Consider the following 16353-nt stretch of genomic DNA (forward strand, 5'->3'; position numbering starts at 1 on the left):
AAAAGGTTATAAATATGATTGATCATCATTAGTTAGTTATTTTTTCTTTTGCTCTGTTGCATCAAGTTCTGCCATATTTACGACATTTGCTTTACCAACCATTTTGTTATATTTTATAAAAAGTTGTGTATATGCTTCGCCGTAGGAAGAATTGATGATGATATAGTTGCGAGCCTCTGCGACAAATTCTTTTACGGAGTCTTGATACTCGCGAACCGCATTTTGTGTTTCTGATGTTGTACCAGGTTGTAATTTGTTGATGCGTTGCGTGATTTGTTGCAAGTTTGCTTCAACCTTTTGGGTATCCGTATTTCCATCTGGATCGATAAGGTCGATTGTTTGAGCAGTCATGAGATTTAACTCGATGAAGTTAACTGCATTTTCACGTTTTTCACCTTGATATTCAGTCATGCGTTCTGTATAGAGCTCATTATTACGATTATCTAAGGCTAAATCTAAAGCATTGTATGTAGCGTAGAATTGTTCAGCTAGAGGTACATACTGTGCCGCTAACTCATCGCTACCTTTGAAATTATCTTTTTCAAAACGACGTTCTACATAGTAGGCTTGCAATTGATCCGCAACAGGAATCAATTGATCTAGCACTGCTAATACATCATTAGTTGATTGATTTACATCTTCGTATGGAGTAGGGCTATCTTGCTTTGCAGCCTCTAATGCTGTTTTAAGATCTTTGTATTTAGGTAATGTAATCGTCGTGTTATGGGACCCATTACGTAACTCTTCGAGCGTTGGTTGTAATTGATTTGCATAGGCTACACTGTACGCGTTATATGAGTCTAATGCGACGATATAAGGTCGGATAGCGTTGATCTTGTCGTCAACGGTTGATCGATATAAAATTGTCGTTGTATTGGATGACAAGAGTGTATACACCCCGTAGATCCCACCACCGATAATAGCGATGCCAAGTATAACGGCTGCTATTAACTTGATGTACCCCTTTTTCAACTGCGCACGCTCCTTGAAAACACACTAACTCTTTTTGGATCCGTTTGGGCGGACTACGCCCCTAAGAGTAATTAGTTATATTATATCATAAACTTAGGTCCCAAAAAAGACGTATAGAGCTGAGAATCATAAGGAATAGATGAAATTATGTTATGTGAACATGTATTAATATTTGTAATTCGCTATTTATAGATGAATATACTCTGTGAAAGTTAAATTAGTATATTTCTTAATACCTTTGATATAATTTATGTATATATGACGGGAGGAGATTCTAATGGGCACTGATAAGGTTTATAACTCTATTGAAGAAGTATTAGATATAGCTGAATCTGCAGAGGGTAAAACGGTTGGTGAGTTTGATATAAATAATCGCCTGGATAGTAGGGGAAACAAGGGCGGTATAGGTCAGGTTTTAGAAGAAGGCTTATTTAAAATGGCCGTTAATAGCAGAGCAGAAGCAGATTTTGTTGATTTAGGTTTAGAGCTAAAAGTTACTGCTATAAAAGAAAATAAAAAGAATGACTTCTCTGCAAAAGAACGGTTAGTTTTAAATATTATTAACTATGAAGAGGATTATAAAGACTCTTTTGAAGAATCATCATTTTGGCAAAAAAATAAGAATTTATTGGTTATATTTTACTTATATAAAGACGAATTAGATAAAAAGGATTTCCCTATAATAAAGTCAGTTTTGCATAATTTTGATTCTGTAGATTTAGAAATTATAAAGCAAGATTGGCAAACTATTATAGATAAGATTAAAGCTGGTGAAGCTCATAATATTTCTGAAAGCGATACAATGTATTTGGCTGCATGTACTAAAGGGGTTAATGCTAAGTCAGTAAGAAAACAACCATTTTCTGATATACCAGCTAAACAACGTGCCTTCTCTCTTAAAAGTTCTTATATGACTGCGTTTGCTCAACGTGTTATTGAAAGGCAGTCAATTCCATCACTCTTTAATGTTGATGAACTTAAAAGTAAGACTACATTACAATTATTACAAGAACGATTCGCTCCATATATTGGTAAACGAGTATCTGAAATTGCAAAACTCGTAGATATTCCAGTAACTAAAAATAAGGCTTTTAATGCCAATCTTATTAGTGCGGTTTTGGGTGTAAAAGGGACTAAGTTAGAATCACTTAGAGAGTTTAGTAAAGCAAATATTAAGTTTAAAACCATACGGCTTGAGCCTACTGGAATCCCAAAGGAACACATGTCCTTTGAACAAATAGACTTTCATCGTTGGGTTAACGATGCATGGGAAGACTCTCAGCTTTATGAAAAATTTGAGTATACAAAATATCTATTTGTAGTATTTCAATATGATGAGACTGAGAAGGAAAATAAAAATAGAGAACCTTATTTAAAAGGAATTATGCTGTGGAATATGCCAGAGGTTATAATTGAGCATGAGCTCAAAGATCTTTGGAAAACAACAAAAGCTATTTTGGAAGAAGGGGTTCAACTTACCCCTGTACGTAATGGTGTGTCAAATAACTTACCAGGTGCTAGCTTTAATGGGATTTGTCATATTCGACCTAAAGCTAGAGATGGCAAAGATCAAGTAGAGCTACCAGATGGACAACATATAACAAAGCAATGCTATTGGTTAAATAGAGAATACATAGCAGAGATTGTGAAAGATATATAGTAGAAAATCAATTTGATCTTGATCTTTTATGGAAATTCTGCTATAATAGTGATCTATGAAGGTGATTGATTAAGGGGTAAAGTAATGAAAATATTCTCCATGTTTGATGGTGTTGGAGGTTTTATAGTAGGTTTAGAAAATTCCTCTAAAAAGGTTTTTCAAACGCTATATTCAAACCAATATGAGCCATCTCGTAAGACTCAAGATGCCTATGAAGTAGGTTTATATAGATTTCCTGATATAGAACATATCCCAACCGATGTAGCTTTAATTCCTAATGAAAAGTTTGCGGAAATGAAAGCTAATGGCGTAGATATGATTGTTGGGGGCTTTCCTTGCCAAGATTATTCGGTTGCACGTAGTAAGAAGAATGAACTTGGTATCGAAGGGAAAAAAGGGGTTCTATTCTGGGAAATTATCCGTGCTACAGAGGTCATTAAACCTAAGTATTTAGTGTTAGAAAATGTTGACCGCTTGTTGAAAGCTCCATCTAACCAACGTGGGCGTGATTTTGCAATTATGTTGGCTGCGTTTAATCAGTTAGGTTATTCTGTGGAGTGGCGTGTTATCAATGCTGCTGATTATGGTCGTGCACAACGGAGACGTCGTGTGTTCTTCTTTGTATTTAGAAATGATACAAAGTGGGGAAAACGATTACATACTAAATACGAAGCCACATTGCCTACTGATGCCGATTTAGATACTCGTTTAGCTTGTTACACATCTTATATCTTTAAAGATGGGCTTTTTGCTCGTCAATTCCCTGTTAAAGGTGAAGCAGTTAAGAAACGTTTTAATGCAAATAAGCTTGATGAGGATATTGCTGAAGTTTCTGCAAACTTCTCAGATGGTAAAATGTGGAACTCTGGCCTCATGACAAACGGGTACTATTATACGATTGAAACTGAACCTAAAGGTGATGAAGAACCAATACCAATGAAAGAGATTGTGGTCTCACCTGATCAAGTGCCGGAAGAGTATTATATTGATGGTGAAAAATTAGAGAAGTTTAAATATCTCCGTGGACCTAAGAAAATTACACGGACTTCAGCTAATGGACATACTTATACTTTCTCTGAAGGGGGTATGAGTGAATATGACTCTCTTGATTTACCAGGACGAACAATGCTTACTTCTGAAGGTAGTGTAAATCGCTCTACACATCTTTTGAAAATTGATGGTAAATATCGTCTCATTACACCTATTGAAGCTGAGCGTTTACAAGATTTTCCTGATGACTGGACTCGCTATAAACGTAACGCAAAAGGTGAAGTAGTAGAGGTATCTGATCGTATGCGTATGTTCTTTATGGGAAATGCACTTGTGACAGGCATCGTTAAACGTATAGGTGATGAGCTTCAAAAGATTGATGCTATCTAATAAAGGAGCTCTAGATTAGAGCTCCTTTTCTTTAGTGTTGAGAGAGGATAATTTATGTTGTTACGTCTTATTAGACTATTTACTTTAATTGTTACTTTTGTTTGTATTTCCAGTGCAACACTTGCCATTTCTTTAGGTGAGTTACAAAATTCACCACAGTTTTGGCGTGAGCGGCATAGCAGTAGTGTTGATGTGTATCTCGATTTAAACTCTATACAAAGTACACTTTATAACCCTCCAAAATATACTTTAAAATTTAAGGTATATACAGTTGATAAGAAAGATAAGTATATTGGTGAAGGCAATGTTATAGCCGACTATGATTATAATAAGTCCATAGAAGGCATAATAAAAAGGAATAACTTAGCAAAAATGCCGTATAATTCAGAAAAGGTTAAGTCTACCGTAAAAAAAGCAAAGTTAAAAGATTCGGGAATTGTAAATAGCCTTAAAGTTAGTGCTATTTATGACTTTAATGGGAAGGAGATATACTCTGGAAATCCAATTAAGACAGCTGAAAATATCAAAGTTGATGCAACTTCAAGTGGATATATTCTCTCAGTAAAGGCATTTAAACAATATTATAAAGTTACCTTTTAATTACACTGTGGGAATTCTTTTCTTTTATAATTGAAATACATTAGCATACAATATAAAGGTACGCCTATAATACTATATAGGTGTACCTTTTATTTGTATGGATAGGATATTTGTGATGTGAAAGAGCTATTAGAACATATTAGCGTATTGTTTAAATTATATTTTGATATTCATTGTCCATACTTTCATATCGGTATATAATAATATTATCAGATTTGTATTTTTCGATATAATAAAAGAAAGGAGTACTTATGTCCAATTTCATCACTCCTAAAGAATTACTATCTTGTCTCGATGAGGTTATCATCTTAGATGCTCGAGGTTATCAAGATTATAAACAAGGCCATATTAAAGGGTCTTACGCGGTGGATTTAAATAAGGATTTAACAGGTCCTTTAGGCGAGCATGGTGGTCGTCATCCGTTGCCAGATATGGAGCGTTTAGCTCATACATTTGAGTCTTATGGTATCACTCGTGATTCCAAGGTTGTCGTATACGACTCTTGGCTTTTCTTGGCGGGCCGCCTTTGGTGGACGTTGCGCTACATGGGCTTAACTGATGTACGCGTATTGTCTGGTGGCATTGAACGTTGGGTCAAGGAAGGTCATCTTTTAACTAAAGAGCCGACTCCATTACCTACAGAACCTTCCGTTTTTAACTATGAATTGCAAACGCATATGGTTATGAGTCGAGATGAGGTTCTTAAGGCTAGTGAAAGCGGCGATCATGTTATCATCGATGCTCGTGCGCCGTTCCGCTACGATGGGTCTCAAGTAGATACGATGGATGGCATGACTGGTCACATTCCTGGTGCTGTTAATCATTTTTATGAAAGTGGTTATACCGTAGATGGGCCTAAGTCTGTAAAAGATTTAGAAGCCGAGTACTACAATGAAATCTACCAAAATAGACCTGTTGTGACTTACTGTGGCTCAGGGGTAACCGCTTGTAATGCGCTGTTAACTATGAGCGAAGTAGGGCTTGAATCGGCTTTATATGTTGGTAGCTCTAGTGATTGGGTAACCTATGACGGTTTCCCACTTAAGACTGGTGTAGAAACATTACGATAATACAGGAGGGCAAATGAAAATATTAAAACATCTACTAACCCTTGTTGCGTTTGGTTATTTGTGTTATCACATCTATACCTTCGGGCCCGGCATGTTTAATGTTACGGTGTTGGTAATTCTTGTTTTATCTTCCATAGCTAATTATTTCCGTGAAAAACGTGAAAGTGATCTTAAAGCAAACGAAAACGCTCGAAAGGCTCGTGCGGAAGCAAGACATGCGAAGAAACACAAACAATAGTAATGTACAACTTTCTGGCTGAACTATATAACATACTATAATTGCTAGTATAAATAAGAATATTTTAAAATATAAGGTAAATGTTGAAATAGAGGCTTTCACAAACTATATTAGTATGTAAAAGCATTATTAGAATAAGGAGTAAGCATTGAAATTAATTTCTTGGAATGTAAACGGCCTTCGTGCCGCTGTAACAAAAGGATTTATGGAATCCTTTAACGAACTGGATGCGGATATTTTCTGTTTACAAGAAACAAAATTGCAACCTGATCAAATTTCTTTGGAATTGCCAGGTTATGAGCAATACTGGAATAGCGCTGTGAAAAAAGGCTATAGTGGTACGGCTGTATTCACGCGTATTAAACCGTTGTCCGTAACTAACGGTATTGGCATTGAAGAACATGATCAAGAGGGCCGTGTTATTACTGCTGAATATGACAACTTCTATTTAGTATGCTGCTATACGCCAAATAGCCAACGTGAATTAGCTCGTCTTGAGTACCGTATGGCTTGGGAAGACGCATTCCGTAACTATTTGCTTGAATTAGATAAGAAAAAACCAGTCATTCTATGTGGTGACCTTAACGTGGCTCACCAAGAAATCGACCTTAAAAATCCTAAGACAAACCGTAAAAATGCAGGTTTCTCCGATGAAGAACGTGCTAAAATGACAGAACTGTTAGGTGCTGGTTTCACAGACACATTCCGTCACCTCTATCCGGATGCTATTGAAGAATACAGCTGGTGGTCTTATATGGGTAAGGCTCGTGAGCGGAATACAGGATGGAGAATTGACTATTTCATCACCTCTAAACGTCTTGACGACAAAATTCAAGAAGCTAAAATTCACCAACAAATCTTTGGCTCTGATCACTGCCCAGTAGAATTAGATATCGATTTATAATATATTGAAAGTATAATCTACAGCCTCATCTTAGGATGGGGCTGTTATAATAGGTGAAAGGAGACCTTATGGCTCAAAAACGAAAGGCTGTTGTCTTATTCAGCGGTGGGGTAGATAGTACTACATGTTTAGCGCTAGCTATTGAAAGATTTGGCAAAGACAATGTAGTGCCGTTATCCATTCAATATGGTCAAAAACATAGTAAAGAACTAGAGGCTGCTGCATCTATTCTCGCTTATTATGGAATTGAAGGTAAAACGATGGATGTCACTAAATTGTTTGCCTTCAGCAATTGCTCTTTATTGACCCAATCCACAGAGGCAATACCTCAAGGTTCATACAAGGAACAACAAGAAACAGAAGGGGAAGGTACGGTTAGCACCTATGTGCCATTTAGAAATGGTCTATTCCTATCTGCGGCGGCTTCCTTAGCCTTATCTCTAGACTGCGGCTATATCTACTACGGCGCCCATAGCGATGATGCGGCTGGTAATGCATACCCAGACTGTACAGAACACTTCTATAAATCCATGGGTGATGCTATCTTCGAAGGATCCGGCAAAGAATGCTCCTTAGAAGCTCCATTCATTAACCATAATAAAGCAGACGTCGTAAAAGAAGGCCTACGACTCGGCGTACCATACCACCTAACATGGTCCTGCTACGAAGGCGGCGACAAACCATGTGGACACTGCGGCACCTGCATCGACAGACAAGCCGCCTTCCGCGCCAACGACGTTGAAGACCCTGCTCTATAATACCCGTAAACTGGATTAAATTAGTAGAGGCCTTTTAGGCTGCTACTTTGCATATAAATTAATAGATAAGATACTATGTTTAATTAAGGCGGACAGCTACGTCACTAATATTAGACTATTTGTTGATTCGCTAAATTCGCAGTGGCAGGAGATGCCTTTTCAAAGAGCGACTTTGGCAGGTCGAGGCCCTAGGCCGATGACCGTATAGCCAGTGGAGCGATGAGGAAAGGTATCTCCTGCCACCCCGTCCTTACCAACTTAACACTAATAGTAGATTTACATATAAGTCCGCCTACAACCAAATTGATTGCGAAAATATTAGATATATGTTAATATTAGAACTGCCTAAAGGCGACAACTAAATAAGACAGTTTGAAACCATCCTGTCTCTAAACAAAACTACGGAAATTCATAAGCATTTATAGCATGGTAGTTTTGCCATGCTTTTTTTATTTGAGGAGGTGAGTGTTATGATTACTACACGTAAATTGACTATTTCTGCCATGGTTGTGGCATTGTACATCGTTGTACTATATTTAACGCAAAGCGTTTCTTTCGGAGCGTACCAAATTCGTATAGCAACATCATTATATGCACTTGCTTATGCCTTTCCGTTTTTGGTAATTCCAATGGGGATTGGTAACCTCATTTCTAACTTCCTATTCGGTGGTCTTGGTATCCTCGATATGATGGGAGGCTTTGGCGTTGGTATTTTAACAACAGGTATAATCGTAGGTATGCGTAAGCTTGGCCTTAGTGCTTGGTGGGCGATTCTACCAATTATCTTTGTTCCAGCATTATGTGTACCGTTATGGCTCAGCCCATTACTTGGCCTTCCATACTGGCCATTGGTATTGAACCTCATCGTGGGTCAAACAATTCCAGCAGTGCTTGGCTCTGTTTTGGTGAAAGCCTTGATCAGCCGTCCTAGCATGGCAGCTTTGTTAGGTGCTTTTAAGTAAAATAGATAAATAAAAAGGTTTATAGGCAAACAAAAAGGCGTAAGCTCAAATGAGCTTACGCCTTTTTTATGGCTAAATGTTATGGAGGTTGAAAGTATTAGCAGTTGTAGCCGCGCCATTTAGTTTCTACTACGAGACGTTCAAGGGCAACCATGTACGCTGCTTGACGAGGAGGTACATTGTATTTATGTTGCATTTCCCAAACTGCTTCAAAGCTATTTTGCATATTTTTAGTTAAGCGTTCATTAACTTCTTCTTCAGTCCAGTAGAAGCTAGCTTTGTTTTGGACCCATTCATAGTAGGATACAACTACGCCGCCGCCGTTAGCAAGAACGTCAGGGATGATGTCGATACCTTTTTCATAGAAGTATTTATCTGCATCATTAGTAGTAGGGCCATTGGCACCTTCCAAGATAATTTTAGCTTGGATGTTTTCCATGTTGTCTTTGTTCAATTGGTTTTCAAGAGCTGCCATGTACAATACGTCAACTGGTTGAGCCAATAATTCTTGAGCGCCAATTGTAGTCATACCTGGTTCGCTGTAACCTTCAAGGGAACGACCATGGGAGTTAGCATATTCGTATGCTTTTTCCACATCAATACCGTTAGGATTGTAGATGTTAACGCTTACGTCGCCGATAGCAACAACTTTAGCGCCTGCTTGAGCCATAAGACGAGCACCTACGGAACCTACGTTACCGAAGCCTTGAACTGCTACAGTAAGGTTTTTGATGTCTAAGTTTTTCTTAGCTAAGTAACTTTGTAAAGCGATGAGACAGCCACGACCAGTCGCTTCATTACGACCTAAGGAACCGCCTACTTCGATAGGTTTACCAGTAACGATACCAGGGCTCCATTCGCCTTTTAATGTGCTGTATTCGTCAGCGATCCAGCTCATAATTTGAGCGTTTGTATTTACGTCTGGGGCTGGAACGTCAGTATTAACACCGATGATTGGAGCAATACGACGTACGAAGTTACGAGTTAAGCGTTCTAATTCGCGAGGGTTTAAAGTTTTAGGATCAACCTTGATACCGCCTTTACCGCCACCGTAAGGGATGTTAGCAATCGCATTTTTTATAGTCATCCAGGCTGCCAATGCACGAACTTCGTTTTCATCGGAGTCCGGATGGAAGCGAAGACCACCTTTAGCACTGCCGCGTAATGTGGAGTGTTGGCAACGATAGCCTTCGTATACGCGAACTTCACCATTGTCTAGTTGAAGAGGTACTGCTACCTTTAATTCGCGTTCTGGATGACGCAATACTTCGTATTCGCTACGAGTATAGCCAAGTTTTTCTGCGGCTACGTCTAATGTGTTTAACATGTTTTCATATGGGTTATATGTGCTCATAATTACCTCCTGAATATTAGAGTACATGAAATGTTGTTAGTTTTACACATATTGTATTCGACGTTGTATACAGAATACCCTCTATAATTTTATAACTATATTCTATAGTTTTTAATGCTTGAAAAGTGTATAGAATATAGATATTTACTGTGATAATAGTCACTTCTGGAGTTAGAGGTAAATTGTAGTTTTTACAGTATAAATGGATATTTTTACAAAAAATAAAAAGAGACCGATGAAAGATACTTTCACCGATCTCATAAGAGAATATATTTTATTTTTCCATTGTATCTTCCACTGGAGTAGGAGGTACAGAAGAGTCTGTAGTTTGACCGTCACCCCACCATACGATTCCGTATGTATGATTAAGAACAGAACGGTTAAATACAGGTGTTTCGATGCCTGCCTTGCGTTGTTTGATATAGTCATCAAGAGCAAGACCTGCAGTACGTCCCATACGTACGATGGAACTAATATTAGTTAATACTAAGAAGGCCATGAATAAATCGGCTAAATTCCATACTAGATCAAGAGAGGCGATGGAGCCTACAAATGTCATGATGATTACACCGATACGGAATAAATGAAGATAGAATCTCTTTTCTGTTAAGTGGCTAATATTAATTTCACCATAGTAATAGTTACCGATTAAGGAACTGAAGGAGAACATTACGATAAAGATTGCCACCGCTGTTGGAGCCCAAGAACCAAGTTGTTGTTCTAGATTATGTTGTACTAGTGCAACACCAGTTAAACCTGTTGTGCTATAGTCGCCAACCATGAGTACAATGAATGCTGAAGCTGTACAAATGATGAAAGTATCAAGGAATACACCAAATGCTTGTACAAGACCTTGTTCAACAGGATGGTTAACAGCCGCAGTAGCCGCTGCATTAGGCACAGAACCTTCACCGGCTTCGTTGGAGAATAGACCACGTTTAATACCATTCATTACAGTGGCACCTAATAAGCCACCACCTGCTGCTACTGGTTCAAAGGCTGAGCTAATAATAGTATAAATAACATGTGGGAATTGGGTGATGTTCATAATGACTACAAATAATGCAGTAGCAATATATAGTACAGCCATGATAGGAACGATGATTTCAGATGCTTTTGCAACGCGATGAATACCACCAAAAATAATGAGGCCAAGAAGTATTGCTACAACGGCACCGGTGTAGGATACATCAAAGTTAAATACTTGAAGAGAGGCAGCTAATGTGTTCGCTTGTACTGAGTTATAAATCCAACCGTATGTAATACTGATTAGAATAGCAAATAAAACAGATAATGCTTTGTTGTTTAAACCATAGCGAATGTAGTATGCTGGGCCACCGTAGAATCCGCCTTTAGCAACAGGTTCTTTGTAGATTTGTGCCAATGTAGATTCGATGAAACCTGTAGCAGCACCAATAAGAGCGATAACCCACATCCAGAAAATAGCACCAGGACCACCAAGTACAACGGCAATGGCGATACCTGCGATATTACCAACACCTACACGAGATGCGGTGCTAACACAGAACGCTTGGAATGAGGATACATGATTTTTTTCTGTAGAACTACCTGCACCATTGACTACGAGACGAATCATTTCTTTAATCATACGAATTTGTACAAAATTCGTTGTCATAGTAAAGAATAGACCTGCGCCGATGAGGATAAAGATGATGAAATAACTCCATAAATAGCCATTAATGGTAGAAATAGCATCATTGAGCATTGCTTCCATAAAAACGCTCCTTTCTCATAAAAAGAATTCTTATAATTATTAATGATATTGTATCAATTTCTATAGACTATGTAAAACAAAATCCCTCACAAGAGTGAAGGATTTTATTAATAGTTTATTATTGTATAGTAACTAAGATGTTTCTTTAAGCTTTAGTGAAATCCGGTGATTCCTCCATGCCTTGTAGTAAGGTCTGTTCAGAATGTTCCATATGAATTCTAGCGAGTTTTCGAGCTTGTGTAGCGTTATGTGAAGCGATGGCCTCTACTAATTGGCGATGTTCTTCCCATGTTTTTCTTAGTCGGCCCGGTTGATTCATAGAGAAGCTACGGAATCGATAGGTTTGCTCCCGCAAGTTGTGTACGATATCTGCTAAACGTTCGTTACGAGATGCACGATATAGTACTTCATGGAATTCTACGTCTGCTGTTACGACGGACTCCATATCTTTATTCTCCATATGGTCGCCGATCTCTACGAGCATTCGTTCTAGTGTTTCGATTTCCTCTTCGGTTATGCGTTCGGCAGCAAGGCCTGCTGCGAGTTCTTCCAGAGCAGATCGAATTTCGAATACTTGAGTAATATCCTTTAACGATATATTGGCCACGTATGTGCCACGGCGAGGAACCATGACAACAAAGCCTTCTAGTTCAAGCTTACGAATGGCTTCGCGAATTGGTGTACGACTTACGCCCAGTTCTTCTGCTAAAGGAATTTCCATAAGGCGTTCGCCAGGTTTTAAGACTCCATCTTGGATGGCTTGACGCAATGTTTCACTTACAACTTCTCTCAGTGGTTTATACGCATCGAGTCGTATAGGTTGTAACCGTTTTGTCATGGTAAGTCCTCCTGTGTACATGTTTTTGTAATGAGCGATAGCCAATCATGGTCGGCTGTTTTGATTTCTTCTTGCAGTTGTAATGCTTCCATTGGTTTATCCAGCAATACCACCATTGTAGGGCCACTACCAGTCATAATCGTTGGATACCCACGACTAGTGAAGAACTCTTTACAAATGACAAGTTCCTCATGGTCAGGGAAGAGTAGTTCTTCAAATGTATTAGCACTAGTAAGGAATGCTGATTTTAAGTCATTGTTTTCTAGGTGTTGTTGGACTGTATCGATAGTTTGTTTTGTTGTTACGGACTTATTCGTGAAGCGACCATAAGCAGCGGCAGTTGATACAGAAACCTTTGGCTTTACTAGCAATAACCAATGTGGATCTGGAGATTTTCCGTACGTTAATATTTCACCACGCCCCGTGCCACGTGCTGTACCACCTTGCAATAGGAATGGCACATCGGATCCAAGAGTAGCACCGATTTGTAAAAGTTCCTCTTGGGTGAGTTGTAAGTCCCAGAATCGATTGAGACCTACTAACATAGCTGCCGCATCAGCACTACCACCGCCAAGACCGGCTTGAATAGGTACCCGTTTTAATAGGTGAATGGCTGCGCCTGCCTTGCAGCCGGTATATTCTTGGACTGCCCGTAATGCTTTGAGGGCAAGATTTTCTTCCCCGTAAGTAACTAATTTTTGCATATACTCAGGCAATTCTGGAGCTCCACCGGAGAAAACTACGGAATGATGCTTCGCAAAATAAATGGAGTCGCTAAGGCGAATGGATTGGAAGATAGAGTCGATATCGTGATATCCGTCTTCACGCTTGCCCGTAATAGCAAGTCCGATATTGATTTTACTGCAACCGAGTTGCTCAAAACTTTTACTCATGATAGCCTCGTTTGTAACATACAGAATATATGCAATTTATATGTTTATTTTATACTCTTATAAAGTGATTGAAAATAACCATTAAGTGGTTTATGATGAATTTGTATACGCATATTGTTTTATTACTAAATATATTGTAAATAGCGTATGTTTTAGTTAGTTCATTATAGAATATTTATAGTGAAATGGCAATTTGGAGGGAGCTATGTTTGCCAAGTATAAAGATGTTGTGTATCAATGCCTTATGGTAGTCGTTGGATGTGCCATATTTGGTGCCGGCCTTGATGCCTTTGTATTGCCACACAAATTGGTGAGTACTGGTATTAGTGGGGTAGGCTTGATTTTGTATTATTTAACGGGCTTATCCGTTGGTTCTTGGAATATGATTTTAAATATTCCTATATTCTGGGCTGCTTGGAAATGGCTAGGCACCCGTGTTGTTATCAAAACCTTGTATGGCACATTGATGCTGTCTTGGATGGTTGATGTATTTAACTTCTTGCAATATGACATGATTATTAAGGATCCTTTGTTGAGTTCCATGATGGCTGGTATTACTACTGGTGTAGGCCTTGGTATTGTGTACCGCGTAGGCGGTAACACAGGTGGGCTTGATCCTATTGCACTCATTGTACGTAAATATTATGGACTTCAAATGGGGTCCATTAATAGTGCCATAAACTGTGCTATCCTTGTTGCCGCAATTGGTGTTGTTGGCCTTGAAGCCGTAGCGGTCACACTTATTAGTGTCTATGTGTATACCATCATTACGAATAAGGTGGTTATCGGCTTTAATCAGCGGAAGGTTGCTTTCATCATTACCTATCGTACTGATGAGGTCTGTGAATGCATCATCAATAAGGTTGGTCGTGGCGCAACTATCATTAATGGCATTGGTGCTTATACGCGGACGCCGAAGCAAATCGTTATGGTAGCCGTTAATCTCTTGCAAGTAAATAAATTAAAAGAGGTTATTCAAGAGGCGGATCCAAATGTGTTCATCTTAATAACTGATGCGCAAGAGGTCATTGGGCAAGGCTTTACACAACCGATTATCCCTACTGAAGTGTGTGAACAGTTAAAAGATAAGAGTACCACACAAGAGGATAATACACAGACTATACATAATCGCTAAGTAAAGCAAAATGTAAAATCAGAAAAGTAAAATTCAAAATGTAAGCATTAGTCATCTCATATTAATTATGTGTAAATATAATATTTTATGAATGACATATACATTTGAGATTAGGAGGTTCCTATGGCTCATAAATTAGCAGGTACGCCTGTACAAGAACAAGATATTATAGATGTACAAACTCTGGTAGATGCCTATTTTGACAATGCACCAGATGTAACTGATCCGACACAACTCGTATCCTTCGGTACATCAGGCCACCGTGGTACCTCTTTAAATGGTACCTTTACGGATTTACACGTAGCGGCTATTACACAGGCAATCTGTGATGGTCGTGGTCAATTTGGTGCGACAGGGCCCATTTTTGTGGGCCAAGATACACATGCCTTATCTCAGCCTGCATTAGTAACAGTGCTTGAGGTACTTGCTGGTAATGGTGTGACTGCCATGGTTGATGCGGATATGGACTTTGTTCCAACACCATCTGTGTCTCGTGCAATCATTCGATATAATGAAAGTCACGATAAAAAAGCAGATGGTATCGTTATTACACCATCTCACAATCCTCCAGATAATGGGGGCATTAAGTATAATGCTACCAACGGTGGCCCTGCAGATACGTTGATTACAAAATGGATTGAAACCCGCGCCAATGAGTACGTTCGTGCTTATTGTGAATTAGAAGGGTTTAAACGCATTAGCATAGATAATATTGAACCAGATCAACAAGTGCCTTATGACTATAAGGGCTTATATGTGGAAGAGTTATCTTCCATCATCAATATGGAAGCAATTCAAAGTGCGAAGCCTAAAGTTCTTGTCAATGCATTAGGTGGTAGTGGCCTTGGTTATTGGCGTGCTATTAAAGAACGATATAATCTCAATATGGATATTATCAATGATGAATACGATCCAACCTTTAGCTTTATGACCTATGACCATGATGGCAAGGTGCGTATGGATTGTTCCTCTGAATATGCGATGGCGGATGTAACTAAACAAATTGGCAATTATGATCTCGCTGTTGGCAATGATCCTGATTATGATCGCTACGGTATCGTTACTGCAGAGGGCCTTATTTCACCAAATGCATTCCTTACAGCGGCTGCGGATTATCTGTTTACAACCCGTGGTTGGACTGATAAAGGGGTAGGTAAAACCGTTGTTTGTACCACTATGATTGATAAATGGGCGGCTGTTAAAGACATTCCGGTTTATGAGGTTCCGGTAGGCTTTAAATATTTTAGCTCTTTATTATTTGATGGTGAGATTGGTATCGGCGGTGAAGAATCTGCAGGCGCATCGTTCCTTAAAAAGGACGGCACCGTATGGACTACCGATAAAGACGGCATGGTAATGGCGCTTCTAGCAATGGAAATGTATGCCGTTATGGGCACAACTGTTGATCGCCTCTACAATAATATTGTTGAAGGTTGTGGTGACCCACGATTTGGTCGCATTGATGCGGCTTGTACAAAGGCGGCAAAGGCCAAGTTGAAACAGTTGAATGCAAGTTCCATTACGGCCACAGAGGTAGATGGAGACCCTATTACGAATATACGCACTACATCTTTATACAAGGATATGCCCATCGATGGGGTTCGCGTAGAAACTGAAACAGGTTGGTTTGTAGCGCGTCCGTCCGGTACAGAGGATTTGTATAAAATCTATGGTGAAAGCTATAAAGGGGATAAAGGTTTAGTCGCATTATTGACAGCAGGAGAGGCTATCGTAACGGCTGCATTATCCGACGAAGTGTAAAATACTGTTTTTACATGAAAACTCATGAAGATTTCACCGTAGAAAAGTAATAAATGTGATATAATATATTAATATAGTTTATTGAATACCCTG

At 38.9% G+C, this 16353-nt stretch carries 15 protein-coding genes; 10 read left to right on the forward strand and 5 right to left on the reverse strand.

What is annotated here, in order from left to right:
- Positions 1–36: 36 nt before the first annotated feature.
- Positions 37–972, reverse strand: a complete 936-nt coding sequence (locus QZ548_RS02445; RefSeq protein ID WP_105084960.1) for a DUF3829 domain-containing protein — start codon at positions 970–972, stop codon at positions 37–39.
- Positions 973–1249: 277 nt separating this feature from the next.
- Here QZ548_RS02445 and QZ548_RS02450 point away from each other — a divergent pair, with 277 nt between their 5' ends.
- The 8 genes from QZ548_RS02450 (at position 1250) to QZ548_RS02485 (ending at position 8544) form a co-directional block, all read left to right on the forward strand.
- Positions 1250–2632 carry a Sau3AI family type II restriction endonuclease gene (locus tag QZ548_RS02450; RefSeq protein ID WP_295867983.1) on the forward strand — a complete coding sequence of 461 codons (1383 nt, stop codon included), beginning with the start codon at positions 1250–1252 and terminating at the stop codon, positions 2630–2632.
- A gap of 84 nt (positions 2633–2716) precedes the next feature.
- On the forward strand, positions 2717–4012 hold the full coding sequence (gene dcm / locus QZ548_RS02455) for a DNA (cytosine-5-)-methyltransferase (RefSeq protein ID WP_295867985.1): 1296 nt from the start codon (positions 2717–2719) through the stop codon (positions 4010–4012).
- Between the two features lie 54 nt (positions 4013–4066).
- On the forward strand, positions 4067–4612 hold the full coding sequence (locus tag QZ548_RS02460; protein ID WP_295867988.1) for a hypothetical protein: 546 nt from the start codon (positions 4067–4069) through the stop codon (positions 4610–4612).
- A 251-nt stretch (positions 4613–4863) separates the two neighbouring features.
- Positions 4864–5682 (forward strand): sulfurtransferase, encoded by an 819-nt coding sequence (locus QZ548_RS02465; RefSeq protein ID WP_295867991.1) that lies wholly within the window; start codon positions 4864–4866, stop codon positions 5680–5682.
- Positions 5683–5773: 91 nt separating this feature from the next.
- Positions 5774–5920 (forward strand): hypothetical protein, encoded by a 147-nt coding sequence (locus tag QZ548_RS02470; RefSeq protein WP_241567136.1) that lies wholly within the window; start codon positions 5774–5776, stop codon positions 5918–5920.
- Between the two features lie 148 nt (positions 5921–6068).
- Positions 6069–6824: an exodeoxyribonuclease III gene (locus tag QZ548_RS02475; protein WP_005385403.1), complete on the forward strand. Its 756-nt coding sequence runs from the start codon at positions 6069–6071 to the stop codon at positions 6822–6824.
- A gap of 68 nt (positions 6825–6892) precedes the next feature.
- Positions 6893–7582 carry a 7-cyano-7-deazaguanine synthase QueC gene (queC, locus tag QZ548_RS02480; RefSeq protein ID WP_295867999.1) on the forward strand — a complete coding sequence of 230 codons (690 nt, stop codon included), beginning with the start codon at positions 6893–6895 and terminating at the stop codon, positions 7580–7582.
- A 470-nt stretch (positions 7583–8052) separates the two neighbouring features.
- Positions 8053–8544, forward strand: coding sequence for a QueT transporter family protein (locus QZ548_RS02485; RefSeq protein WP_024065885.1), 492 nt, complete (start codon positions 8053–8055; stop codon positions 8542–8544).
- 97 nt (positions 8545–8641) lie between these two features.
- On the opposite strand, the gene QZ548_RS02490 is transcribed toward QZ548_RS02485, so the two are convergent.
- From QZ548_RS02490 to ispE, 4 genes are all read right to left on the reverse strand, one after another.
- Positions 8642–9898 carry a Glu/Leu/Phe/Val dehydrogenase gene (locus QZ548_RS02490; RefSeq protein ID WP_105094214.1) on the reverse strand — a complete coding sequence of 419 codons (1257 nt, stop codon included), beginning with the start codon at positions 9896–9898 and terminating at the stop codon, positions 8642–8644.
- 274 nt (positions 9899–10172) lie between these two features.
- Entirely contained in the window at positions 10173–11633 is a 1461-nt protein-coding gene (locus QZ548_RS02495) for a sodium:alanine symporter family protein (RefSeq protein WP_105084952.1), read from the reverse strand.
- A 145-nt stretch (positions 11634–11778) separates the two neighbouring features.
- Positions 11779–12471, reverse strand: coding sequence for a GntR family transcriptional regulator (locus tag QZ548_RS02500; protein WP_295868004.1), 693 nt, complete (start codon positions 12469–12471; stop codon positions 11779–11781).
- Entirely contained in the window at positions 12468–13364 is an 897-nt protein-coding gene (gene ispE / locus QZ548_RS02505) for a 4-(cytidine 5'-diphospho)-2-C-methyl-D-erythritol kinase (protein WP_295868007.1), read from the reverse strand. The genes QZ548_RS02500 and ispE overlap by 4 nt, the downstream gene beginning before the upstream one ends.
- A 205-nt stretch (positions 13365–13569) precedes the next feature.
- Between ispE and QZ548_RS02510 the strand changes: the two genes are divergently transcribed.
- Both QZ548_RS02510 and QZ548_RS02515 read left to right on the forward strand, forming a co-directional pair.
- A complete protein-coding gene (locus QZ548_RS02510) occupies positions 13570–14499 on the forward strand; it encodes a YitT family protein (protein WP_295868010.1) in 930 nt (309 codons plus the stop codon).
- Positions 14500–14622: 123 nt separating this feature from the next.
- Positions 14623–16260 carry a phosphoglucomutase gene (locus tag QZ548_RS02515; protein ID WP_295824964.1) on the forward strand — a complete coding sequence of 546 codons (1638 nt, stop codon included), beginning with the start codon at positions 14623–14625 and terminating at the stop codon, positions 16258–16260.
- The last annotated feature ends 93 nt before the right edge of the window (positions 16261–16353 follow it).

Source organism: uncultured Veillonella sp., from assembly GCF_915069625.1.
GTDB lineage: Bacteria > Bacillota > Negativicutes > Veillonellales > Veillonellaceae > Veillonella.